The organism is Mycolicibacterium canariasense (genome assembly GCF_002101555.1).
Taxonomy (GTDB): domain Bacteria; phylum Actinomycetota; class Actinomycetes; order Mycobacteriales; family Mycobacteriaceae; genus Mycobacterium; species Mycobacterium canariasense.
Map to the genome: position 1 here is coordinate 36,578 of NZ_LQOL01000047.1, position 23,467 is coordinate 60,044.

Genomic DNA, 23,467 nt, shown 5'->3' on the forward strand with positions numbered 1-23,467 from the left:
ACCGAACCCTATGGAGGCGGCGGGCCCGCCTCGCACAGATCTTCTGGCACAGGTGTCAAAAGGGCGCTGACCTGCGCATGAGCCATGCACAGGCTGGGGATAACCGTCAGGACTGAGCCTTGAGGGTGATCTCGGAGATGTCGCTGCGGTTCTTGCCGTCGACCGTGCCCAACGTCGAGATCCATACCAACACGTACGACGTCGGGGACGCGTTCGGGATCGTGATGGTGTTGGACCCCTTCTTCAGCGGGGTGGCCGGGGCCAACACGGTGGTGTCTTCCAGCTTGGCCGGATTCGCCGACTGCGCGGACCGGATCTGCACGGCGGTGCCGGTGCTGGAGACGTCGACGGTCACCGATGCGAGGGTGGTGGGTTGAGGCAGCTGCAGCATCAGACCCACCCCGTTCTTGAAGTTCGGGAACGGGTTCGGATCCGAGTAGGTGTCGGTGGGCCACGCCGTGGCCGGGTTGCCGTCGATGGCCAGCCCGGCCAGGGTCGGTTCGTCGGCCTCGCCCTCGGGCGAGTAGACCGTTGCCCGTACCGGCTTCACCACGTCGCCCGCGGCCGAACTCGACGAGCTGGTGGGGGCGTTGAGTCCCAGTTCCTGCTTGTCCAGGGACCCGCCGACGTCGCCGAAGATCCGATTGAGCACCGAGGCGAGCACGACGAGGGCGATCACCACGATCACCCCGGCCGCGGACAGGCCGATGATCAGACCCTTCCGGCGGCGGGCCAGGGTGTCCGGGTCGCCGGCGGCCACGGCGCTGAACGGCCGCGCGGGGGCGGCCGCGTCGCCACCGTCGACCGGCGCGATGTAATCGGTGCGGTCGGCGACGGCGGTCGCCTGCTGCAGCAGGTTCAGCAGGGTGGGGGCGCTACGGATGCCGCCGCCTGCCTGCACGGCACGCGCCGCCGCGGCCGAGATCTGGAACGGGATGTCGCGATCCACCGAGCGTGGTTCGACGGGCTGGCCGGCGCCGTCCACGTCGGCAGGGGCCAGGCCACTGTGCACCCCGGCTTCCGGCAGCGGCCAGCGGTTGATCAGCAGCGCGTACAGCGCCGCGCCGATCCCGCGGATGTCGTCCTCGGGGGTGGCGGACGGCAGGGTGGCGGGGAACGCCAGCGCCACGTCGCCCTCGATGCTGACCCGGACCCGGCTGGGATCGTCGATTGACAGCGCCACCCCGGACCGGTGCGCCGCCTCGGCCGCGGCCGCCAGCGACTGGATGGCCCTGGCCCCGCCGATCGGCGACGGTGCGGTCTCGGCCACCTCGGCCAGCGAGCCGCCGCGGATCCACTCCGCGACCACCAGCCCGCCCGTCGCGGCGCGGGCGACGTCGAGGATCTGGGCGATGCCGGGCGAGTTGATCTTGCTGAGCTTGGAGGTCCGGCCGAGGATGTCCTGGACTTCGCTGTCGGGCAGTTGGCCGTCGGGATCGATGAAGGTCAGCGCGACCTGCCGGTCCAGCGCTGTGTCCAGGGCGTGCCAGAACTGCAGGTGCGGCGGCCCGCCGTGGAAGACCAGCAGTCGGTACCGGCCGCTGGCGATGGTGGCACCGGGGACCAGGTGGACATCTTCCTCGCCCGGCAGGCGGGACCCGGGCGCGGCGGTTTCGACGGCAGGCTCGCGGGGCGGATCGAATGGCAACTGCTCGCGGGTGGGGTCGCCGCCATAGTCCGCGGGTGGCCGCGCGGGGATGTCGGGCTGGAAGTCGCCGGCATCGGCTCGAGGAATCCGCGTGGTGGGACCGGCGCCGCTACCTGCCTCGGCAGGTCCGTCAGCGCTTGGCGGGAACCCGCTTCCGGGTTGGTCGGCCACCATGTGTCCTTTCCGCGTGCCCGTCCCGGCGGGGCGCTGAGATGTGTACGAATTCCTGTGGTCAGGGTAATTGACCCGCGCGACCGGCCGCTGGGAGATAACCCGCGGAGGTGGCGCGACGGGTGCGGCCGGCGTGCGGCCCAGTCGGCTCCGCACCACGCGCAGCGCGGCCTGGGCGTCGGGTACCCGGGCGGCCAGCAGTACTCCGGCGATGATCGGCAGCATGATCACCCCGAGGATGAGCAGCCGCAGCAGCGAGCCGGCCGCGCCGGCGTGCTCGGTGAGTTTCTCGACGCCGAGCAACTGGTCCACCACGTGCGCGACCAGGCCGGCGACCATCGACCCGGCGATGGTCACCAGGATGGTGCGGACGACGTCGACGCTGATCAGCCCGCCGGCCCGGGGCGGCAGCAGCGGCGCAAGGTTGGCCCGCAGCACCACGTGGCCGATGGTGGCCCCGGCCAGAAAACCCAACCCGTTGGCCAGTCCGAGGTAACCGGCGACCAGCTCGGGGTCGGTCACCAGGTGCCCGACCAGCACCGAGGCCACGATCTTGACCGCGGTGATGACCAAGATCAGCACGATCGGGATCCACGGCTGCTCCCTGGCGTAGAACACCCGCAGCTGCAGCAGCACCAGCGCGTAGGGGATGAGGGTGAATGCGGACAGGGTGATCGCCATGCCGAGGTACCCGGCGTCGGTCGCGCCGAAATTGCCGTACGCGAACAGCGCCGAGCCGATCGCCGGTCCGGCGACGGTCATGAATGCCACGATCGGGATGAGCGTGATCATGGTCAGCCGGGTGGCCAGCGACAGATCGGCCAGGATTGCCGGGCCGTTCTCGGCGGCCGCGTTGCGCGACAGCCTCGGCATCACCACGGTCAGGACGGTGACGCCGATCATCCCGAACGGCAGCTGCAGCACCAGCCAGGTGTAGTTGTAGATCGCCGGGCCGGATGCGGCGGCCGCGCTGGCGATCTGGTTGCCGACGATCAAGCCGATCTGACTGATCAGCACGTAGAGCACCATCGCGGCGGCCATCGTGCCGAACTTCTTGAGCCGGTCGTCCACACCCCACAACGGCCGCAGACTGATCCGCTGGCGCCGGATCGCGATGAGCAACACCGCCGCCTGTGCGACGACACCCAGCGTGGTGCCGATGCCGAGGACGAGCAGCTTGGCGTTGCCCATCTGGACCGGGTCCAGCGACAGTTCACCGGGCACCAGCAGGTACAGCCCGAGGGTCGCGATGGCGACGACATTGTTGACGACGGGCGCCCAGGCCGGCGGACCGAACACGTTGCGGGTGTTCAGGATTGCCATGTACACCGAGGTCAGGCCATAGAAGATGACCTGCGGCAGCAGCAGATACGCGAACGCGGTGGTCAGCGGCCGGTTCACCTGCGGATCCCCGCCCAGCATCAGGTCGACCAGCAGCGGCGCGGCGGCCACCGAGACGATCGTGGCGATCAGCAGCAGGGTGGTGGCCAGGGTGACCAGCCTGCGCACGAAAGCCGTTCCGCCGTCGGCGTCGTCGCGTTCGGCACGGGCCAGCACCGGCACGAAGATGGCGGTGAACGTCGCCTCCAGGACCAGGGCAGCCACCAGGTTGGGCAGCTGATTGGCCACGGTGAAGGAGCTCGACAGCGCCGCGCCGAGGATGGCGGCCAGCAGCACGATGCGGAAGAAGCCGGTGATCCGGCTGATCAGGGTGGCGAACGCCATGCCCCAGGACCGCGACACCACGGCCGAATCCGACAGTTCCTTGCGCGGGGCTGCAGCGAACCCGCGGGAGGCGCGTTGCGGTGTGTTCATCGGCGATCGTCGTCGGGGGCGTGGGCCAGGGCGGTGTCCAGCGGATCGGGCCGGTGGGCCCGGGCCGGTCGGGTCGGTGGCACCAGATCGGCGCGGTCGGGCTGGCCGCGGAACCGGTGCCAGAGGCGCCGGCCGACCAGCAGCGCCAGGATCACCCCGCCGGTCAGGGTGATGAAGAACAGCACCTTGCCGTAGGCGTTGGAGTGCACCGACAACCGGACCTGCTCACCGAGTGGCATCCCGTCGACGGTGCTCAACCCGACGTCCACGGCGACGCGCTGGGTGAAGTGCACCTCGATCGGGACGCGCAGCGGCAGATAGCCGGGCGGCAGTTCGATCTCACCGGGATCGGTCACCGTCATGCCGGGCGGTGCGTCGATGTGCAGCCGCACCCTGATGGGCACCGGCAGGTCGTTGCGCAGGGCCAGCGGCAGCGGGCTGCGTTCGGTCGCCAGGGTGTAGGAACCGCCGGGGTTGACGATGGTCACCGCGTGGACGATGTCGGACACCGTTCGGGTGACCGTCGAAAGCCGTTGCTGTGCAAGCCCGTTACGTGCGTCGGGCGGTACCGTCTGGCTCAGTGCGCGCAGCATGTCCTCACGAAGCGGTGCGGTGTACGCCGCTCCGGTGAGCCCGGTCTGCTGATCGGTGGTCAGTGCCGAGGTGAGCTGCCACAGCCGCGCGGTGGTCGAGCCGACGCCGGCGATGACGTCGTCGTCGAACCGGGCGCGCGGGTTGGCGTCGATGGCCGGTGGCGGGCTGTCCACGGGCGGCGCCCCGGCCGAGGTCTCGGCGATCAGGGCGGGCAGCGGTCGCGGCACCGCCAACCCGGCGCGGATGGTGCTGGAGATCGCGCTGAACACCGCCTGGGCTTCGTCCGGCCGCAGATTCCAGCCCAGCGGCGGCATGACGATCTGGGTGCGCGGCTCGATATCCGGGCGCAGGCCGCGCCACAACAGCGCACCCAGCGCATCCTGCAGGCGGGCCACCGCGGAGTCGTGTTTGAGCGGGATCGTCAGCGACGAATCGACGTAGGTGGGCGTCTGCGGATCGGTACCGGCGCCGGCCAGCGCGGCGCCCAGCATGGGATCGAACGGTGCGGTGACCACCTGCGGTGCGTCGCGGCGCGGCTGCAACGCCACCGTGTCGGCACCGTCACCGGTCAGCGGGGCGGCAGCGATCGCGACGGTCGGCCCCTGGGTGCCGAGGACCTGTGCCGCCCGCTGGGTCAGCGGGCCGTCACCGAGCAGGGTCGTGCCCCGTACCGATTTCACCCCGAGGATCTGGTCGACGATATCGGCGGCCGAGGCGATGGCCGCGCCGTTCAACGCGGCGTCGCCGACCCGGTCCAGGGCATCCAGATCGGCCTGGGCGTACACCGTCGAGGTCACACATGTCCGCTGGGCCAGCGCCTTGAGCCGGTTGAGCCAGTCCACCGCCGCGTCCTTGCCGGTGCCGGGCCGGGTGGGTGCGCCCATACCGCCGTCGGGCGCGGTGCTGATCACATAGCCGGCGGTCATCGCGTTCACGGTGACCAGCAGGTCCGGGTCCACCGCCAGGCACAGCGCGGTGCGCACGGTGCCGTCCGGGTCGACCTCGGGACTGGTCGCGAAATCGGCCGCCGACAGCAGGGTGTCCAGGCGGCCGCCGGAGGCCAGCGAGGTGGCCAGGTCGTCGTCGACCAGTCGCACCGGTGTGGTGCCGCCGGGGATGCCGGCGGCCAGCCGGGGCCGGTCGGCCAGCGGCCACAGCACGGTGGTGGCCACCGGATTGGTGGTGTCGGGTGCGACGACGGCGCCGAGCGCGGCCTCGTTGGCCGCGCCGCTGCTCTCGGTCGGGTCGGCCGGCACGCCGAGTACCGGGAGCAGGAAGCGGGCGTCGTCGAGGCGGGCCGGCTCGCCGTAGTCGGGGGTGCCGTTGACGTTCACCAGCACCGGGTAGACGCCCGGCTTGTCGATGCGCAGGGACGGCAGCCGACCGGCCCGCACGGGGTAGCTCAGGGTGAACGGGACCCGCTGCCCGCGCTCCAATTCCGGTGCCACCGTGATGAAGTCGGCCACCGGTTCGTACTGGTCGAGGTTTCCGGAGAGATTGGTGCGCAACCCCGGTGCGGCCGTCACGGCCGCGGCGTGCTCGAGCCGGACGACGATATCGCGCACCGGCCGATCGCCGATATTGCTCACGGTGCCGGTGACGGTGACCACGGCATCGCTGGTGGTCGTGACGATGTCGGGAGTGACGTGGTCGATCTGCAACTGGAGGAACTGCGCCGAACCGGGTTCACCCGCGGCCGCGCGCGGCGAGATCGCGGGACTGGCGAACAGGATGAGCATCGCGGCGGCGGCGAGGAAGCGGAGAACAATCACCGCCCTCGAACTCACGGGCCGTTTCCGCATCCGTTCGCCCGCCGCCTCGTCGAGTCCTCCTGGCGCCGGTTCCTGGTGTGCGAATGGGTCTGGGGTCGCCGCCGCGGGGAGCTGTGCGGCAGCGGTGGCAGCGCCGCGGGCCCGTCGGTCTGCAGCTTGTCGATGAGTTCGCCGGCGACTTCGGCCAGCCGCCGCTCGTCGGCGTAGGCCAGCCGGGCCGGCAGGTCCTCCAGCGGAACCCACGCAACCTCGGTGACCTCCACGTCGTCATCGGAGAGTTCACCGCCCAGGAAACGCATCAGGTAATGGTGCACCGTCTTGTGTACTCGGCGCCCCTCGGTGACGAACCAGTAGTCGATGCTGCCCAGGGCGGCCAGCACGCTGCCCTGGATGCCGGTCTCCTCGGCGACCTCGCGGATGGCGGTCTGTTCGGCCGTCTCACCCATCTCGATATGGCCCTTGGGCAGCGACCAGAGCATCCGCCCGCGCCGGTCGATCCGCCCGATCAGCGCGGCGACCTGGCTCTCCTTCGGACCGTCGATACCGTCGATGACCAAACCGCCGGCCGAGGTCTCGTGCACGGTGCGTAACCGCTCCTGGGCGCGGCGCGGCGGATGTTGCTGGCGGTTCTGGCCGGGTTTGGCCGGACTGGGGGTCTTCTCGGCGGCCGGCTCGCCGGCGTTCGAGGCGGACTGCTCGGATACAGGTGTCGGTGGACCGGCAGCGCGGCGTCCGCGGCGACGCCCTCGGCGCCGTCGCGGTTTGGCTTGTTCGCCGTCCGACACCCAAGCGATAGTAGCTGCCGCGGCATGCCGTCCTTGCCACACTGGCCCGGTCGTGGCCGGGCTGTCGCCGGGTCGTTATCGCCGGGATGGTCGTCACTAGACTCACCGAACGTGCCGAACCACCCGACCTCCGAAGACGCCGACGCCGAACTGCTGGCCGGCGCCTGGGTGGCGCTGAGCGGGTACCGGCCGCTGCTCGCCGACCTCGGCGCGGTGTTCGCCGCCGCCGGGCATGAGCTGTACCTGGTGGGCGGCAGCGTGCGGGACGCCCTGCTCGGCCGGGTCTACACCGACCTGGACTTCACCACTGACGCCCGCCCGGAGCAGATGCAAAAGCTGCTGCGCGGCTGGGGCGACGCGCTGTGGGACACCGGCATCGAGTTCGGCACGATCGGGGTCGGCAAGGGTGGGCACCGGCTGGAGATCACCACCTTCCGCTCCGACAGTTATGACCAGGTGACGCGTAATCCGCAGGTCCGCTTCGGTGACAGCCTCGACGAGGACCTGGTGCGTCGCGATTTCACCGTCAACGCGATGGCCGTGCGGATCACCGAGGACGGGCCGACCGAGTTCTGTGACCCATTGGGCGGTCTGGCCGCGCTGCGCGCCAAGGTGCTCGACACCCCGTCGGCACCGCAGGTGTCCTTCGGTGACGACCCGTTGCGGATGCTGCGCGCGGCCAGGTTCGTGTCCCAGCTGGGATTCACCGTCGCGCCCCGGGTGCTGGAGGCGCTGCTGGACATGGCGCCGCAGCTGGAGCGGATCACCGCCGAGCGGGTGGCCGCCGAACTGGACAAGCTGCTGCTGGGCGTCGACCCGGTCGCCGGGGTGGATCTGATGGTGCAGACCGGGCTCGGTGATGTGGTGCTGCCCGAGGTCGGCGACATGCGGATGGCCATCGACGAACACCATCAGCACAAGGATGTGTACTGGCATTCGCTGACGGTGCTGCGCCAAGCCGTCGACCTCGAGGAGGACGGGCCGGATCTGGTGCTGCGCTGGGCGGCGCTGCTGCACGACATCGGCAAGCCCGCCACCCGCCGGCACGAACCCGACGGCGGGGTGAGCTTCCATCACCACGAGGTGGTCGGCGCCAAGATGACGCGCAAGCGGCTGCGCGCGCTGAAGTACTCCAAGCAGATGGTCGACGACGTGTCCCAGCTGGTGTACCTGCACCTGCGCTTCCACGGCTACGCCGATGCGGCCGGCACCGGCCGGTGGACCGATTCGGCGGTGCGCCGGTACGTCACCGACGCCGGCCCGTTGCTGACCCGGCTGCACAAACTCGTGCGTGCCGATTGCACGACGCGCAACAAGCGGCGGGCGGCCCGGCTGCAGGCCAACTACGACGACCTGGAGGCGCGGATCGTCGAATTGGCCGAGAAAGAGGACCTGCAGCGGGTACGCCCCGATCTGGACGGCAACGAGATCATGGAGATTCTCGGCATCCCGGCGGGACCGCAGGTGGGCCAGGCGTGGAAGTACCTCAAGGAACTCCGGCTGGACCGCGGACCGCTCGAGCACGACGAGGCCGTCGCCGAACTGAAGAAATGGTGGAACGCGCAGCACGGCTGATGCGTCTTCAAAGGGCATGGACTATTGCCTGGCCGACGGTGACGGCGGCGCCACCATGTTCTCCGCGGAACCGGTCGTCGACGCGGACGGCGACGGACTGCTCGACGGTGTCGGACTCGACCTCGACGGGGACGGTGTCGTCGACGATGCGCTGGCCGATCTGGACCGGGATGGGCTGGCCGATCACGGAGTGCACGACGTGGGGGCCGCGGGTGCGGCGTACTTCACCGACGACGGTTCCGGCACATGGGCTTTGGCGGCCGACGCCGGGGCTCGGGGCGGGCAGCTGCGCTGGTTCGGGCTGGACGGGGTGGAACAGAGCGGCGGTCCGATGGTGGATTTCGATGCCGACGGCCAAGTGGACGACCGGCTGCTGGACACCGATGGTGACGGACTGGCCGACCAGGCGTTGGCGGGACAGGCCGCCTACGCCGACCGCGACGCCGACGGGCACTGGGACGTCAAGCTCACCGATGCCGACGGGGACGGGGCCGCGGATTCGGCGAGCGAGGTCTAGCCCCGGCCGGCGCCCGGCGGTCCCGCGAACGCCTGCGCGATGGTCAGCCAGGTCGCGGCGTCTTCGCCGACGGCGCTTACGTCGAGTTCGGCCGGGGGCCGGCGCTGGGTGACCAGCATGCAGAAGTCCTCGGCCGACCCGGTCACCGACTGGGCCGCGTCCTCGGGCCCCCAGGTCCACGAAACCCCGTCCGGCGCTTGCAGTTTCACGTGAAACGGGGCGGTGGGCGGGGTCAGGCCGTGCACGGTGAAGGCGAAATCGCGGGTCCGCACACCGATATGGGCGATCGACCGCAGCCGCGCCGTCGGCTCGCGGCGCACCCCGAGCGCGTCAGCGATGTCGAGGCCGTGCGCCCAGGTCTCCATCAGTCGGGCGGTCGCCATCGACGCGGCGCTCATCGGCGGTCCGAACCATGGCAACTTGCGCCCGTCCTCGACGCGCAGCAGTGCATCGTGCAGCCGGGACCGGTCGGCCCGCCAGCCGGCCAGCAGTGCGGCCGGGGGCGTGGTGGCCAGCCGCTCGGCGGCCGCGTCGACGAAACCGAACGGGTCTACGGTGGCCTCGGCCAGCACCGCCCCGAAGGCGGCTTCGTCGGTGACCGCCTGCAGGGAGGTCCGGTCCGTCCACCACAGGTGGGCGATCTGATGCGCGATGGTCCAGCCGGGGGAGGGGGTTTCGGTCCGCCAGGCCGGCGCGGGCAGGTCGGCGACCAACGCGTCGAGCACGTCGCTCTCGGCCTGCAGGTCGGCGACGATCGGTCCGGCTCCAGCCATGAGTGGAACCCTAACCCCGGTCCGGTACCGGTCTGTTGCGCCTACCCAGCCAGGCGTGCACGGCCAGCCCGGTCAGGTAGAGCACCGCACCGGCACAGACCAGCGCCACCGACCGGCCGTCGGCCGGGATCACCGCGGCGGCCACCGTGACGGCGAGCACGAACGACATCCAGAACAGCGCGTCCTGGACCGTGAACACGTGCCCGCGCAGGGCGTCGTCGACGTCGATCTGCATGGCACTGTCCGCGCACAGCTTCACCACCTGTCCGGCCGCGCCCAGGATGAAGCCGCAGACGATCATCACCGGCACGGCGAGCGTCACCGCGCACAGCTGCACGACGGCGGCCAGCGCGAGCGCCCCGTTGGCCGCGCGGTACCGGCCCCAGCGGCCGACCAGGGCCGGGGTCAGCAGCGTGGCCAGCAGCGCCCCGGCGCCGGCGGCGCCGACGAACAGCACCGTGGTGCCCAGCCCGACACCCGCGACCTCCTGATCGCCGATGTGCCGCACGATCACCAACACCAGCAGGGTGTTGATGCCGAAGGCCATGCGGTGTGCGGCCAGCCCGCTCAGCGTCGCGGCGACGGTCGGCACCGACAGCACCGTGCGCGCCCCGTGCAGCCAGCCGGTGAACACGGCGTAGGCCACCGAACCGTGCACGGCGCGGGCGCTGTCGTCGGGGCCGAGCACGTGCGGGGAGAAGCGCACCGACAGCCACAGGGCACCGGCGATGGGCACCGCGGCCAGGAAGATCACCACCGAGGCCCCGGCGTCGTTCGCGCCGAGCAGCCAGCGCGGCAGCAGCATGAAATTCGCGCCGAGGAAGGTGGCCACCGAGGCGGTCGCGGTGGCCACCGAGTTCATCGCGATCACCTTGTCGCGCGGCACCACGTGCGGCAGCGCGGCCGACAGCCCGGACGAGACGAACCGGGTGAACCCGTTGACGATCAGCGCCCCCAGCAGCAGCACCAGATTCGGTGAATCGACGGCCAGCGCGGTTGCCACGGCGAGCACCAGCGTCAGCCGGCCGGCGTTGGCGCCCACCAGCACCCAGCGCCGGTCCCAGCGGTCCAGCAGCGGGCCGGCGAACGGGCCGAGGATCGAATAGGGCAGGAACAACACGGCGAACGACAGTGCGATCTCCCATGGCCGCGCGGCGCGCTCGGGGTTGAACAGGATGGCGCCGGCCAGCCCCGCCTGGAACAGTCCGTCACCGAACTGGCTGACCGCCCGCAGTTCCAGCAGCCGCCGGAATTCGGGCATGCCGCGCACCGCCTGCCAGCCGGTGTCAGGTGGGCGGGTGTCGGTCATGTGGTTTCAGATCCTGTCCGGGCCGGGCGGTGCCAACTGAGCCGTCCGCACCCGGAATCCACCCTACAAATATCCCGGCGGGCCGTGCTTGTTCGTCACGGCGCGCGGCCGCTGGTGCGATGATGGGTGCGTGGCGCACCCAGAGGATCCGGAGGATTACACGACTCCGACGGCACCTCGAGTGCGGGCCGGAACCCTGCTGCTGGCCGAGACGGATCTGCTCGAGCCGACGTTCCGGCGCAGCGTCATCTACATCGTCGAGCACAACGAGGGCGGCACGCTCGGAGTGGTGCTGAACCGCCCCAGCGAAACGGCGGTGTACAACGTGCTCCCGCAGTGGGCCAAGCTCGCGGTGAAGCCCAAGTCGATGTTCATCGGCGGACCGGTCAAGCGTGATTCCGCGCTGTGCCTGGCGACCCTGCGGGTCGGGATGAGTGCGACCGACGTGCCCGGGCTGCGCCACGTGCAGGGCCGGGTCGCGATGGTCGACCTGGACGCCGATCCGGAGGCGATCGCCCCCCTGGTGGAGGGGGTGCGGATCTTCGCCGGGTACTCCGGCTGGACCCTCGGTCAGCTCGAGGGCGAGATCGCGCGCGACGACTGGATCGTGCTGTCGGCGCTGCCGTCGGACATCCTGGTCGAACCGCGGATCGACCTGTGGGCCCGGGTGCTGCGGCGCCAGCCGCTACCGCTGTCGATGCTGGCCACGCACCCGATAGACCTCAGCAGGAACTGAGCAGGGCGGTCAGCTGCAGGACAGCGTGCAGGAGGCGCAGGAGCCGGCGCAGCCCGAACCGGCCTGCGTCTTGGTGAGTTCCTGGGCGGCCTCGGCCCTGGCGACCAGCTTGGCGTTCTGCCAGCAGCCGGCGGCGACGGTGCCGATCGCACCCAACACACACACCACGAGCACCAGCAGCGCCATCGAGCCGGGCTTGGCCAGGGCCACCACACCACCGGCGGCGAGCATCGCTGCCGCCGCGAACTGAGTGGGCGCGACGGCGCGCAGCACCTGGCGGACGGGGTCGGCGGAGTGTGGGCGGGTCAGCGTCCAGCCGGCGACACCGGCCGTGGCAGCCGCGGCGCACAGACACAACACGGCGGCGACGAGCATGCGCCCCAGGATACGAGGCGCCGCGAAGGCGTCAGCGGGGGAGGCCCAGTGCCGCCGGTGCCACCGTGCCGGCACCCGGGCCCATCGGCCCGGTGGCCAGCGCCGCCGCCGGTGTCGCGGGAGCCGCCGGTGCGGCCGGTACCGCGGGTGCGGCGGGGGCCGGGGCGGCCCCCGGAACGGCGGGTGTGGCCGGTGCCGCGGCGGGTACGGCACCGGGCGGCAGCACCTTGAACCCGTTGATGATCGCGTCGGTGGCCTCCCCGGAGGCGACCGAGACACTCGCCCCGGTCGTCACCGCGAGCGACACCAGGTAGCGGTCCGGTCCGGCGGTGGCGATCAGGTTGTGCCGCGACGTGTTGAGCGTCATGTTGTTCTCGCGGTACGTGCCTTCGATCCACGAGGTGGGCACGTCGTTGATGATGGAGATCCGGCCGTCGGTGGGACGCCAGGCGGCCAGCTGCTGGCTGTCGACGAATCCGTGCCGGATGGCTTCGCGCGGATCGAAATCGCCGACCAGCTTGTAGATCACCACCTGGGCGTTCGAGGTGTACAGACCATCCCCGCCGACCCGGTCGGCGATCACCGCGAAAGCGTCCGGAACGTTCGGGTCGGGCACCTGCGACCAGCCGGGCGGCATCGGCAGCACGATGTGCAGCGCCTTGAAATCGCGGGCCGACTGCGGCTCCAGGGTCACGCCCTTGGACGTGAGGTAGTCCTTGATGGTGCCCGAGTTGTCCGGGTTGAGCGGGATGGCGACCGGCTGGGTGATCGCCTGGGTGACCGGGGCGGTGCCGGCCGGGGCCATCATGGCGCCGGCGGCAGCGGGCGCGATCGGGGCGGCCGGGCTGCCGGCCAGCCCGGCGGCGGGGACACTCGCCGCCTGCGCAGGCGCCAGTGGGCCGGCGTTCGGGGCGACGGTGACCGTCTGGGTGACGGTGGCCGGCGCGGGCAGCACGGGTTGCGGTGCCAGCGGTTCGGCGCCGGCGGTGTTGCCTGCCAGCCCGACCACACCGGCCAGCCCGGCTGCAGTGCCGGCGATCACAATCCGCCAACGGTGCCGCGCGGTCGGCTTGACGGCCATCTCCCTCATCTGACGTCGGTCCTTCCCCTGCTCGTTCCCAAGTCAGGCGCCGACTGTATCCATGCCCGCGGCGTGGTCACCAGGGCCGGAATCGAGCTGCAACCGTGTGCTGACCGCTCTGCAACGCAACCTTTATCAACCCGTGGCCGAAGGCTCCCTCAGCGGCGCTTATACCCTGTTTGGCGTGACAGACGCCCCGGCCGGCCACGAGACCGCCCCTGATGTTGACGCCCCGAGCCATCGCTACAACGCGGAACTGGCCGGTGCGATAGAGGCCGACTGGCAACAGCGGTGGCACGCCCTGGGCACGTTCAACGTGCCGAATCCCGTCGGCTCGCTGGCGCCCCCCGACGGCGGCTCGGTGCCCGCGGACAAGATGTTCGTCCAGGACATGTTCCCGTATCCGTCCGGTGAGGGCCTGCACGTCGGGCATCCGCTGGGCTATATCGCCACCGACGTGTACGCGCGCTACTTCCGGATGACGGGCCGCAACGTGCTGCACGCGCTGGGCTTCGACGCGTTCGGCCTGCCCGCCGAGCAGTACGCGGTGCAGACCGGGACCCACCCGCGTACCCGCACCGAGGCCAATATCGTCAACTTCCGGCGTCAGCTGGGGCGCCTGGGCCTGGGCCACGACACCCGGCGCAGCTTCGCCACCACCGATGTCGACTTCTACAAGTGGACACAGTGGATCTTCCTGCAGATCTACAACGCCTGGTTCGATCAGGACCTCAAGCGGGCCCGCCCCATCGCCGAATTGGTCGACGAGTTCGCCTCGGGCACCCGGGCGCTACCCGACGGCCGGGACTGGGCCGCCCTGTCGGACGCCGAGCGGGCCGACGTGGTGGACGGCTACCGGCTGGTCTACCGGGCCGACTCGATGGTCAACTGGTGCCCCGGGTTGGGCACCGTGCTGGCCAACGAAGAGGTCACCGCCGACGGCCGCAGTGACCGCGGAAACTTCCCGGTGTTCCGGAAACGCTTGCGGCAGTGGATGATGCGCATCACCGCCTACTCCGACCGGCTGCTCGACGACCTGGACGTGCTGGACTGGCCGGACAAGGTCAAGACCATGCAGCGCAACTGGATCGGCCGGTCCACCGGTGCGGCGGTGGAATTCCGCACGCCGGCAGGTGACGTCGAGGTGTTCACCACCCGGCCGGACACCCTGTTCGGCGCCACCTACCTGGTGCTGGCGCCCGAGCACGACCTGGTGGACGCGCTGGTCGCGCCCGAATGGCCGGACGGTGTGGACGACCGCTGGACCTACGGCTCGGCCACCCCGGCCGCGGCGGTGGCGGCCTACCGCGCGGCGATCGCGGCCAAGTCGGATCTGGAACGCCAGGAGAACAAGACCAAGACCGGCGTGTTCCTCGGCGCGTATGCCACCAATCCGGTCAACGGCGCCCAGGTTCCGGTCTTCATCGCCGACTACGTGCTGGCCGGCTACGGTACCGGCGCGATCATGGCGGTGCCCGGTCACGACCAGCGGGACTGGGAGTTCGCCACCGAGTTCGGTCTGCCGATCGTGGAAGTCATTGCCGGCGGCGATGTTTCGGAGCAGGCGTATTCCGGCGACGGTGAGCTCATCAACTCCGGCTACCTCGACGGGCTGGCCGTGCCCGCCGCCAAGGAGGCGGTGGTGGCCCGGCTGGAGGCCGACGGCCGCGGCCGGTCCCGGGTGGAATACAAGCTGCGCGACTGGCTGTTCGCCCGCCAGCGCTACTGGGGTGAGCCGTTCCCGATCGTCTACGACGCCGACGGCCGCGCCCACGCGCTACCGGAATCGGCTCTGCCGGTGGACCTTCCGGATATCCCGGACTATGCGCCGGTGTCCTTCGACCCGGACGACGCCGACAGCGAACCGTCGCCGCCGTTGGGCAAGGCCACCGACTGGGTGCACGTCGAACTCGACCTCGGGAACGGTCTGCAGACCTACACCCGCGACACCAACGTGATGCCGCAGTGGGCCGGCAGCTCCTGGTACGAGCTGCGTTACACCGACCCGCAGAATCCGGATGAACTGTGCGCCAAGGAGAACGAGGCGTACTGGATGGGTCCGCGGCCGGAGATCCACGGGCCTGACGACCCGGGCGGCGTCGACCTGTACGTCGGCGGTGTCGAGCACGCGGTGCTGCACCTGCTGTACTCGCGGTTCTGGCACAAGGTGCTCTACGACCTGGGCCACGTCAGCTCGGCGGAGCCCTACCGGCGGTTGGTCAACCAGGGCTACATCCAGGCGTTCGCCTACACCGATGCCCGCGGCAGCTATGTGCCCGCCGCCGAAGTGGTTGAGCGTGAAGGCAAGTTCTACTATCACGATCAAGAGGTCAACCAGGAATTCGGCAAGATCGGCAAGAGCCTGAAGAACTCGGTGTCGCCGGACGAGATCTGCGACGCCTACGGGGCGGACACCCTGCGTGTCTACGAGATGTCGATGGGCCCGCTGGAGGCGTCGCGGCCGTGGGCCACCAAGGACGTGGTCGGCGCGCACCGGTTCCTGCAGCGGGTGTGGCGCACCGTCGTCGACGAGACCACCGGCGGGCAGCGGGTCGTCGAGCACGAGGCATTGTCGCAGGACACCCTGCGCATCCTGAACAAGACGATCGCCGGCGTGGCGGAAGACTATGCGGCACTGCGCAACAACACCGCCGCGGCCAAACTCATCGAGTACACCAACCATCTCACCAAGGAGGGGGTGGCCGCCCGCGCGGCCATCGAGCCGCTGGTGCTGATGGTCGCCCCGCTGGCGCCGCACCTGGCCGAGGAGCTGTGGCGCCGGCTCGGCCACGACACCTCGCTGGCGCACGGGCCGTTCCCGGTCGCCGACGAGCGCTATCTGGTCGACGACACCGTCGAGTTGCCGGTCCAGGTGAACGGGAAGGTGCGGGGCAAGATCACCGTCGCCGCCGACGCCGACAGGACGGCGCTGGAGGAGGCGGCGCTGGCCGACGAGAAGGTGTTGGCGTTCCTGGACGGCGCCATCCCGAAGAAGGTCATCGTGGTGCCGGGACGGCTGGTCAACCTGGTCGTCTGAGCGCGACCGCCGGGCGGCGGGGAGCAATCCCCACCGTTCGGTTAGTTTCTGCCACGGATGTGCAGACATTCGCCCTCGCGCATATCGACGCGCGGATACTGGATGCCAGGGCCGCGCTGTTGCGGCGGAAATCCCGTCTGAGAGAACGACTTACGGTATTCGCGGTCCCAGTCTGGAGTGCGCGGTGTCTGACAACCGAATCGTCGTCTACAAGGGCCCGGGCAAGGTCGCCGTCGAGACGTTGCCCTATCCCAAACTCGAAGTCCCCGCCGAGGTCGCCGATGCGATGGGAATGAGTCGCAAGGCGGACCACGGCGTCATCCTCAAGTGCGTGTCGACCAACATCTGCGGGTCCGACCAGCACATGGTGCGCGGGCGCACCACCGCGCCGGTCGGCCAGACGCTCGGTCACGAGATCACCGGTGAGATCGTCGAAAAGGGTTCCGACGTCCAATTTCTCGACGTCGGCGACATCTGCTCGGTGCCGTTCAACATCGCCTGCGGACGCTGCCGCAACTGCCGCGAGGGCCAGACGGGCATCTGCCTGAACGTCAATCCTGCCCGGGCCGGGTCGGCCTACGGGTACGTCGACATGGGTGGCTGGCTCGGTGGGCAGGCCGACTACGTCATGGTGCCGTTCGCCGACTTCAACCTGCTCAAGTTCCCCGATCGTGATGCCGCGCTGGCCAAGATCCGCGATCTCACCATGTTGTCGGACATTTTCCCCACCGGCTACCACGGAGCCAAGACCGCGGGCGTCACCACGGGGTCGACGGTGTACGTCGCCGGCGCCGGCCCGGTCGGTCTGGCCGCGGCGTACTCGGCGCACCTGCTCGGCGCCGCCGTGGTGATCGTCGGCGACCTCAATGCCGACCGGCTCAAGCAGGCCGAATCCTTCGGCTGCGAGACCGTCGACATCAGCGCCGATGCCACGCTGGAAGAACAGATCGCCGACATCCTGAACACCGATGAGGTGGACTGCGCCGTCGACGCGGTGGGATTCGAGGCCAGCGGTCACGGCCACGGCGCCGGGGAGCAGCCCGCCGCCGTGTTGAATTCGATCATGAACGTCACGCGCGCCGGCGGATCGTTGGGCATCCCCGGCCTGTACGTGACGGGCGATCCGGGCGGCACCGACGACGACGCCAAGCACGGCACGCTCAAGGTGCGCCTGGGCCTGGGCTGGGCCAAGAGCCACAGCTTCTACACCGGTCAGTGCCCGGTGCTGAAGTACAACCGCGGTCTGATGATGAGCATCCTGCACGACAAGGCCCACATTGCGGATGCGGTGAACGCGACCGTCATCGGCCTGGACAAGGCACCGGAGGGGTACGCCGCGTTCGACTCGGGGGTGGCCCAGAAGTTCGTGCTCGACCCGCACGGCATGGTGCCGGCCTGACCCGTCACCGGGGCCGTACCACGATCTCGTGCACGTGGCCGTCCGGCGGGGTGGCCACCGCGTGTGCGACGAGTTCGGCGACGGTCTCCGGTCGCAGGAACCGGTGCGGCTGATAGTCCTTCTCCTCGTAGGCGACCAGGTCGCGCTGCATCTCGGAGTCGGTACGGCCCGGGAACACCGACGTCACCCGTAGCGACGGTTCGTCGGCGCGCAGCGAATCGGCGAACGCCCGCAACGCGAATTTGCTCGCCGAGTAGGACGCCATCCCGGCCGACACGGTGCGGCCGGCGCCGGAGTTGATGAACACCACGTGCCCGCGTGCGGCCCGCAGCGCCGGCAACAACGCCAGTGTCAGGGCCACCGCGCCGGTGACGTTCACCTCGAAGCTCGCTCGCCACTGCTCGGCGGTGGACTCGGCCACCCGCCCCGGATAGAGCACGCCGGCGTTGTGCACCAGCACGTCGAGTTCGGCCAGCACCTCGGTGGCGGACTCGATCGACTCCGGGTCGGTGAGCTCCAGCGGCCAGGTGGGGGCGCCGAGGCGCTCGGCGAGCGCGTCCAGGCGTGCCGACGGGCGGCCGGCCAGCAGCAGGGTGTGGGTGGGGGCGAGCGCGGCGGCGATGGCGGAACCGATACCGCCGGCGGCACCGGTGATCAATGCGGTCGGCACAGTGTCGAGGGTAGCGATCTGCCCGGTCCAATCTGCACGATGCCGCCCGGCGTCGCATGATGGATGCGATGCCACCCGATCCGAGCTTTGCGCCCACGCAGCTGGCCGCCCGCGCCGCCTATCTGCTGCGCGGTAACGACCTGGGCGTGATGACCACCGCGGCCCCGTTGCTGTACCCGCACATGTGGAGCTGGGATGCCGCGTTCGTCGCCATCGGTCTGGCGCCGCTGAGCGTCGAGCGGGCCGTCGTCGAACTGGACACGCTCCTGTCGGCGCAGTGGCGCAACGGCATGATTCCGCACATCGTCTTCGCCAACGGGGTCGACGGGTACTTCCCCGGGCCCGCCCGCTGGGCCACTTCGGCGCTGGCCGCCAACGCCTCACGGGTACGGCACACCTCGGGCATCACCCAGCCGCCGGTGCACGCCATCGCCGTGCAGCGGATCCTGGACCATGCCAAGACCAGGGGCCGCAGCACCCGGGCGGTGGCCGAGGCGTTCCTGGACCGGCGTTGGGCCGATCTGGTCCGCTGGCATCGCTGGCTGGCCGAGTGCCGCGACCAGCAGAGCCGCGGACGGGTCACGCTGTACCACGGCTGGGAATCCGGGATGGACAACTCGCCGCGCTGGGACAGCGCCTATGCCAACGTGATTCCCGGCAACGTGCCGGAATACCAGCGCGAGGACAACAAGATCAACACCGACGCCACCCAGCGCCCGTCGGACCTGGAGTACGACCGTTATCTGTGGCTGCTGGAGGAGATGAAGTCGGCCCGCTACGACGACGAGTTGCTACCCAAGGTGATGAGCTTCGCCGTGGAGGACGTGTTCGTCTCGGCGGTGTTCTCGGTGGCCTGCACCGTGCTGGCCGAGATCGGCGAGGACTACAAGCGCCCGCTCGCCGACGTCCGCGAGCTGTACTCGTGGGCCGACCGGTTCCGCACCGGCGTGGTCGAGACCGCCGATGAACGAACCGGCGCGGCAAGGGATTTCGATGTCCGGGCCGAGAAATGGGTGGCCACCGAGACCGTCGCGCAGTTCGCCCCGTTGTTGTGCGGCGGGCTGCCGCACGACAAGGAACGCGCCCTGCTGAAACTGCTTGAGGGGCCGCGCTTCTGCGGTCACCCGGACCTGAAGTACGCGCTGATCCCGTCCACCTCGCCGGTGTCCCGGGACTTCCGGCCGCGCGAGTACTGGCGGGGTCCGGTGTGGCCGGTGATGACGTGGCTGTTCTCGTGGTGCTTCGCCCGGCGCGGCTGGGCCGAGCGGTCGTCGGTGCTGCGCCGGGAAGGTCTGCGCCAAGCCAGCGACGGCACCTTCGCCGAGTACTACGAGCCGTTCACCGGCGAGCCGCTCGGCAGCATGCAGCAGTCCTGGACGGCGGCCGCCGTGCTGGACTGGCTGGGCTAGGTGGTCTTCTCGACCGGGGCCTGGTCGGCGAGCCGGTCCAGGGAGCCCAACGCGGCGGCCAGGGTGTGCTGATCGTCCTCGCTGAGCTTGCCGACCAGCTCGGCCAGGAACGACCGCCGGGCCTCCAGCGCCTCGCGGTGCTGAACCAGCCCGCGCGGGGTCACCTCGACCAGCACGGCGCGCAGGTCCGACGGATCACGCGACCGCTTGACCAAGCCCAGTTTCTCCAGCCGGCGGATCGCCACGGTGGTGGTCGGGGTGCGGACCCGCTCGTGCGCGGCCAGCTCGGTCATCCGGATGGGACCGCAGTCGAGCAGGGTCAGCAGGATCGACAATTGAGCCAGCGTGAGGTCGCCGGCCTGACCCTTGTTGGTGTCGCCGCGACGCAGCACGGAGAACAGCTTGGAGAGCACCCGCTGGAGCTCTCCGGCCAGCTCAGCGACCTGCGGTTCGGTCTCGACCATAATTCGCTAGTCTAACCTGTCGGGGCCTGCCAGGTCGGTTCCGCGCCGATTTTCCTCACCACGACGCCCTCACAGCACCTGCGAGAGGAAGCGGCGTAACCGGTCGGTTTCGGCGGCCTCGAAGATCTGCTCCGGCGGGCCGGATTCGACCACCTTGCCGTGGTCCATGAACACCACCGCGTCGGCGGTGGACCGGGCGAAGCCCATCTCATGGGTGACCACCACCATGGTCATCCCGCCGGAGCCGAGTTCGGCGATGAGTTCCAGGATGCCCTTGACCAATTCGGGGTCCAGTGCGGAGGTGGCCTCGTCGAAGAACATCACCTGCGGCGACATCGCCAGCGCCCGGGCGATGGCCACCCGCTGCTGTTGGCCGCCGGACAGTGTCGACGGACGCACATCGGCCTTGTGCCGCAGGCCAACCCGATCCAGCTGAGCCAGTCCCAGCTCGCGGGCGGCGTCGGCGGACATGCCCTTGAGCTTGCGCGGTGCCAGCGTGACGTTGTCCAGCACCGTGCGGTGCGGAAACAGGTTGAACTGCTGGAACACCATGCCGATTCGTTGCCGCAGCGCATCCGGATTGTCGGCCAGCACCGACCGGCCGTCGAGCAGGATGTCGCCCCGGTCCGGTTCGTAGAGCCGGTTCAGGGTGCGCAGCAGCGTCGACTTCCCCGACCCGGACGGTCCGATCACCACGGCGGTGCTGCCCGCGGGCACCTGCAGGTCCACCCCGCGCAGCACCGCGTTGGGTCCGAACGACAGGTGGATGTCCTTGGCGCCCAGGGAAACCGCGATTTTCCCCGTCGCTTCGCTCGCCCCTGGATCGGCCATCAGATCATCTCCTCTTGCACCGGGGCCGGCTGGCGTCCGGTGCGCAACCGCTCGTCGATGAGGTTCACCACGTGGGTCAGTGGGATGGTCAGCATCAGATAGAACAATCCGGCCGCCACCAACGGGGACAGGTTTCCGGTCTGGGCATTGAGGTCACGGCCCACCTGGAACAGCTCCCGCTGGTTGGCCACCAGCCCCAGGAAGTACACCAGCGAGGACGCCTTGAGCAGTGAGATAAATTGATTCACCAGCGCCGGGAGCACCCGACGCACGCCCTGGGGCACCACCACCAGCCGCATCGACGAGCGGTAGCTGAACCCCAGCGCCCGCGACGCCTCCAGCTGACCGGCCTCCACGCTCTGAATGCCGGACCGGAAGATCTCGCCCACGTAGGCCGCCGACATCAAACCCAGCGCGGCAATCCCCAACGGGTACGGGTTGTTTCCGGTCAGCCCGCCGACGACGGGCCCGACACCCAGCCCGATCACCAGGATGATGACCACCTCGGGCAGACCGCGGAAGATATCGGTGTACACCCGCGCCGGCCAGCGCAGCCACCGGGAGCGCGAGATACCCGCCATGGCGAGTACCAACCCGAGCAGGACGCCGATGACGGCGGCGCAGGCGGTGAGGATCAGCGTGTTCGGCAGGCCGGTCTTGAACAGGTCCGGGATGGCCTGCCGGTACAGATCCCAGTCCAGGAAGGCCGCACCGAGTTGCGCCAGAGTCGATTTGGGTGCCGCCCCGCCGGTGGCGGGGGCGCCGGCATGCTGGGCGGCGATCGCCGCGAAGTCCGGAAGCTGCGGGACGGGAGCGGCTTTCGAGCCCGGCTTCCAGCCCGGCGGCAGCGCCCGGGGCACCCAGTCGGAGTACAACCTGGCCCAGGTGCCGTCGGCGATCACCGCATCCAGGCCGGCGTTGAGCGCGTCGATCAGCGGCTTGTTCTCCTTGGCGACGGCCCACGCCACGAAGTTGTCCAGGCTGAAGGTGTTCTCGACGATGACCGTCGGATCTCCGGCCTGCACCGTGCCGACGGCCTGTTGCGACGGCGCCACCCAGGCGTCGATCTGGCGGGTCTTCAGACTGGCGTAGACGGTGTTGTAGTCCGGGAACTTCACCGGATCCAGGTGCAGGGTGTCGACGACATACGCCTCCTGCACGGTGCCCTGCACGACACCGATGCGCTGCCCCTTCGCCAGCTGGGAGAAGCCGGTGATGGGTGATCCGGTCGGCACGACCAGCGAGAAATAGCCGAAGTCATAGCCATTGGTGAACCCGACGGTCTTGCGCCGGGCGTCGGTGGTGGTGATCGACGAGGAGCCGACGTCGAAGCGCCGGGACGCCACCTGCGCCAGCAGCCCGGAGAAATCGGTGCCGACGAAGTTGATCTTCAACCCGACCCGGTCGGCGACAGCGCGCAGCAGCTCGTTGTCGAATCCGGTGAACTGCCCCTTGGCGTCGATGCAGATGCTGGGCGGCGCGTCGGACAGGGTGCCGACGGTGAGCACGCCGGGAACGCCGAGCCCGAGCGCCTGCACGTCGATGTTCTGCAGAGGTTCTACCGAAGCCGTGGTGTATTTGTCCGCGCCGGGGCCCTTTGCGGCCGCGGCCAGGTTGGTCGGCAGCGCGCTGGCACTGTCGACGCCGGGTGGGGCGCACTGGTCGGCGTTCGCGGGGGCGGCCAGCGCCAGCCCACCCGCCATCAACGCCACCAGGACGCAGACCACCGCCCGGAGAATGCGGTTCGGTACAGACGTCATCGTGGAAACCTAACCGGTCGATGGCCGACGGCGAACGCTTCGGCTCACGCGGGGTTCATTTGGCCGCAGGTCGGGGCGCGGGTCAGTCGCGGCCGGACGGGAGCACCGGGGCGAGCACCCCCCGCCGCACCAGCTCGGCGAGCATCGCCCGGCCCATCAGTGCCGCACCCGTCTGGCACGCGGCGCGCGCGGCGTCCGGGTCACCGTCGGCGATGGCGTTGGTCTCGCTTTCGTAGAGCTGCAGCAGTGCGGGCCCGGCGTGCAGATGGTCGGCCCAGAACGCGCGCGGGATGAAGGTCTGCGAGGCGGCGATCGCGGCCTGCAACCGGGGCCCGGCGTGCTGTTCGGTCAGCAGCCGCCGATACTCCCATGCGATGTCGTGGAAGTTCTCCGGCCGCAACTGCGCGGTCAGGTCCTTGAGCCGCGCGATGGTCGCCGCGGTGGCCTCGGCGGCCGCCCCCGCGGATACCAGCCCGTTGAGCACCCCGAACAGGTGGTAGTGCTCCAGCAGCACGTGTGCGTCGAAGCGCGCGATGAACGCGCCGCGGTGGTAGCGGGTGGTCACGATGCCGTCGTGTTCCAGCTGGGCCACCGCTTCTTGGACCGGTACCCGGCTCACCCCGAGGGACGCGGCAAGGTCGTTGCGGTCCAGCCGATCTCCGGACCGCAGCTTTCCGGTCAGGATCAGCTGTGCGACGTGCCCGACGACCTGTTCGCGCTCGTTGACGCCATACCGCTTGGGCAAG

18 protein-coding genes are annotated in these 23,467 nt (G+C 70.0%); 6 read left to right on the forward strand and 12 right to left on the reverse strand.

Features of this window, described 5'->3' with window-relative positions; translation table 11 throughout:
- Window positions 1–106: 106 nt before the first annotated feature.
- The 3 genes from AWB94_RS12035 to AWB94_RS12045 are packed head-to-tail and all read right to left on the reverse strand — an operon-like array spanning window position 107 to window position 6,785.
- A complete protein-coding gene (locus tag AWB94_RS12035; RefSeq protein WP_062657589.1) occupies window positions 107–3,634 on the reverse strand; it encodes a lipid II flippase MurJ in 3,528 nt (1,175 codons plus the stop codon).
- Window positions 3,631–5,967, reverse strand: coding sequence for a DUF6049 family protein (locus tag AWB94_RS12040; protein ID WP_234811718.1), 2,337 nt, complete (start codon window positions 5,965–5,967; stop codon window positions 3,631–3,633). Before AWB94_RS12040 ends, AWB94_RS12035 begins: the two co-directional genes overlap by 4 nt.
- Before the next feature lie 44 nt (window positions 5,968–6,011).
- Window positions 6,012–6,785, reverse strand: coding sequence for an NUDIX hydrolase (locus tag AWB94_RS12045; RefSeq protein WP_062657591.1), 774 nt, complete (start codon window positions 6,783–6,785; stop codon window positions 6,012–6,014).
- A 24-nt stretch (window positions 6,786–6,809) separates the two neighbouring features.
- On the opposite strand from AWB94_RS12045, the gene AWB94_RS12050 reads away from it, so the two are divergent.
- Window positions 6,810–8,360 carry a CCA tRNA nucleotidyltransferase gene (locus tag AWB94_RS12050; protein WP_084395242.1) on the forward strand — a complete coding sequence of 517 codons (1,551 nt, stop codon included), beginning with the start codon at window positions 6,810–6,812 and terminating at the stop codon, window positions 8,358–8,360.
- A gap of 16 nt (window positions 8,361–8,376) precedes the next feature.
- Window positions 8,377–8,877 (forward strand): hypothetical protein, encoded by a 501-nt coding sequence (locus AWB94_RS12055; protein WP_062657593.1) that lies wholly within the window; start codon window positions 8,377–8,379, stop codon window positions 8,875–8,877.
- Here the strand turns inward: AWB94_RS12055 and AWB94_RS12060 are convergent.
- Both AWB94_RS12060 and AWB94_RS12065 read right to left on the reverse strand, forming a co-directional pair.
- A complete protein-coding gene (locus tag AWB94_RS12060; protein ID WP_062657594.1) occupies window positions 8,874–9,650 on the reverse strand; it encodes a TIGR03084 family metal-binding protein in 777 nt (258 codons plus the stop codon). The two genes, AWB94_RS12055 and AWB94_RS12060, sit on opposite strands and share 4 nt — an antisense overlap.
- A 10-nt stretch (window positions 9,651–9,660) precedes the next feature.
- Window positions 9,661–10,959, reverse strand: coding sequence for an MFS transporter (locus tag AWB94_RS12065; RefSeq protein ID WP_062657595.1), 1,299 nt, complete (start codon window positions 10,957–10,959; stop codon window positions 9,661–9,663).
- Between the two features lie 130 nt (window positions 10,960–11,089).
- On the opposite strand from AWB94_RS12065, the gene AWB94_RS12070 reads away from it, so the two are divergent.
- The gene (locus AWB94_RS12070) at window positions 11,090–11,695 is read left to right on the forward strand and encodes a YqgE/AlgH family protein (RefSeq protein WP_062657596.1); all 606 of its coding nucleotides are present in this window, start codon (window positions 11,090–11,092) and stop codon (window positions 11,693–11,695) included.
- A gap of 9 nt (window positions 11,696–11,704) precedes the next feature.
- On the opposite strand, the gene AWB94_RS12075 is transcribed toward AWB94_RS12070, so the two are convergent.
- Window positions 11,705–12,070, reverse strand: a complete 366-nt coding sequence (locus tag AWB94_RS12075; RefSeq protein ID WP_062657597.1) for a hypothetical protein — start codon at window positions 12,068–12,070, stop codon at window positions 11,705–11,707.
- A gap of 31 nt (window positions 12,071–12,101) precedes the next feature.
- The gene (locus tag AWB94_RS12080; protein WP_062657598.1) at window positions 12,102–13,160 is read right to left on the reverse strand and encodes an LpqN/LpqT family lipoprotein; all 1,059 of its coding nucleotides are present in this window, start codon (window positions 13,158–13,160) and stop codon (window positions 12,102–12,104) included.
- Window positions 13,161–13,335: 175 nt separating this feature from the next.
- On the opposite strand from AWB94_RS12080, the gene leuS reads away from it, so the two are divergent.
- Window positions 13,336–16,188, forward strand: a complete 2,853-nt coding sequence (gene leuS, locus AWB94_RS12085; protein ID WP_062657622.1) for a leucine--tRNA ligase — start codon at window positions 13,336–13,338, stop codon at window positions 16,186–16,188.
- 184 nt (window positions 16,189–16,372) lie between these two features.
- Window positions 16,373–17,587 carry a formaldehyde dehydrogenase, glutathione-independent gene (gene fdhA, locus AWB94_RS12090; protein ID WP_062657599.1) on the forward strand — a complete coding sequence of 405 codons (1,215 nt, stop codon included), beginning with the start codon at window positions 16,373–16,375 and terminating at the stop codon, window positions 17,585–17,587.
- A 4-nt stretch (window positions 17,588–17,591) separates the two neighbouring features.
- Here the strand turns inward: fdhA and AWB94_RS12095 are convergent, their stop codons facing one another.
- Window positions 17,592–18,257, reverse strand: a complete 666-nt coding sequence (locus AWB94_RS12095) for an SDR family oxidoreductase (protein ID WP_062657600.1) — start codon at window positions 18,255–18,257, stop codon at window positions 17,592–17,594.
- A gap of 68 nt (window positions 18,258–18,325) precedes the next feature.
- Here AWB94_RS12095 and ggh point away from each other — a divergent pair, with 68 nt between their 5' ends.
- Window positions 18,326–19,666 carry a glucosylglycerate hydrolase gene (gene ggh / locus AWB94_RS12100; RefSeq protein ID WP_062657623.1) on the forward strand — a complete coding sequence of 447 codons (1,341 nt, stop codon included), beginning with the start codon at window positions 18,326–18,328 and terminating at the stop codon, window positions 19,664–19,666.
- Here ggh and AWB94_RS12105 read toward each other — a convergent pair.
- From AWB94_RS12105 to AWB94_RS12120, 4 genes are all read right to left on the reverse strand, one after another.
- Window positions 19,663–20,130, reverse strand: a complete 468-nt coding sequence (locus AWB94_RS12105; RefSeq protein ID WP_062657601.1) for a MarR family winged helix-turn-helix transcriptional regulator — start codon at window positions 20,128–20,130, stop codon at window positions 19,663–19,665. The two genes, ggh and AWB94_RS12105, sit on opposite strands and share 4 nt — an antisense overlap.
- A 69-nt stretch (window positions 20,131–20,199) precedes the next feature.
- Window positions 20,200–20,961: an amino acid ABC transporter ATP-binding protein gene (locus AWB94_RS12110; RefSeq protein ID WP_062657602.1), complete on the reverse strand. Its 762-nt coding sequence runs from the start codon at window positions 20,959–20,961 to the stop codon at window positions 20,200–20,202.
- Complete coding sequence (locus AWB94_RS12115; protein ID WP_234811719.1) at window positions 20,961–22,664, reverse strand: ABC transporter substrate-binding protein/permease; 1,704 nt, start codon at window positions 22,662–22,664, stop codon at window positions 20,961–20,963. Before AWB94_RS12115 ends, AWB94_RS12110 begins: the two co-directional genes overlap by 1 nt.
- Window positions 22,665–22,803: 139 nt before the next feature.
- A complete protein-coding gene (locus tag AWB94_RS12120) occupies window positions 22,804–23,466 on the reverse strand; it encodes a GntR family transcriptional regulator (protein ID WP_062657604.1) in 663 nt (220 codons plus the stop codon).
- Window position 23,467: the final 1 nt, after the last annotated feature.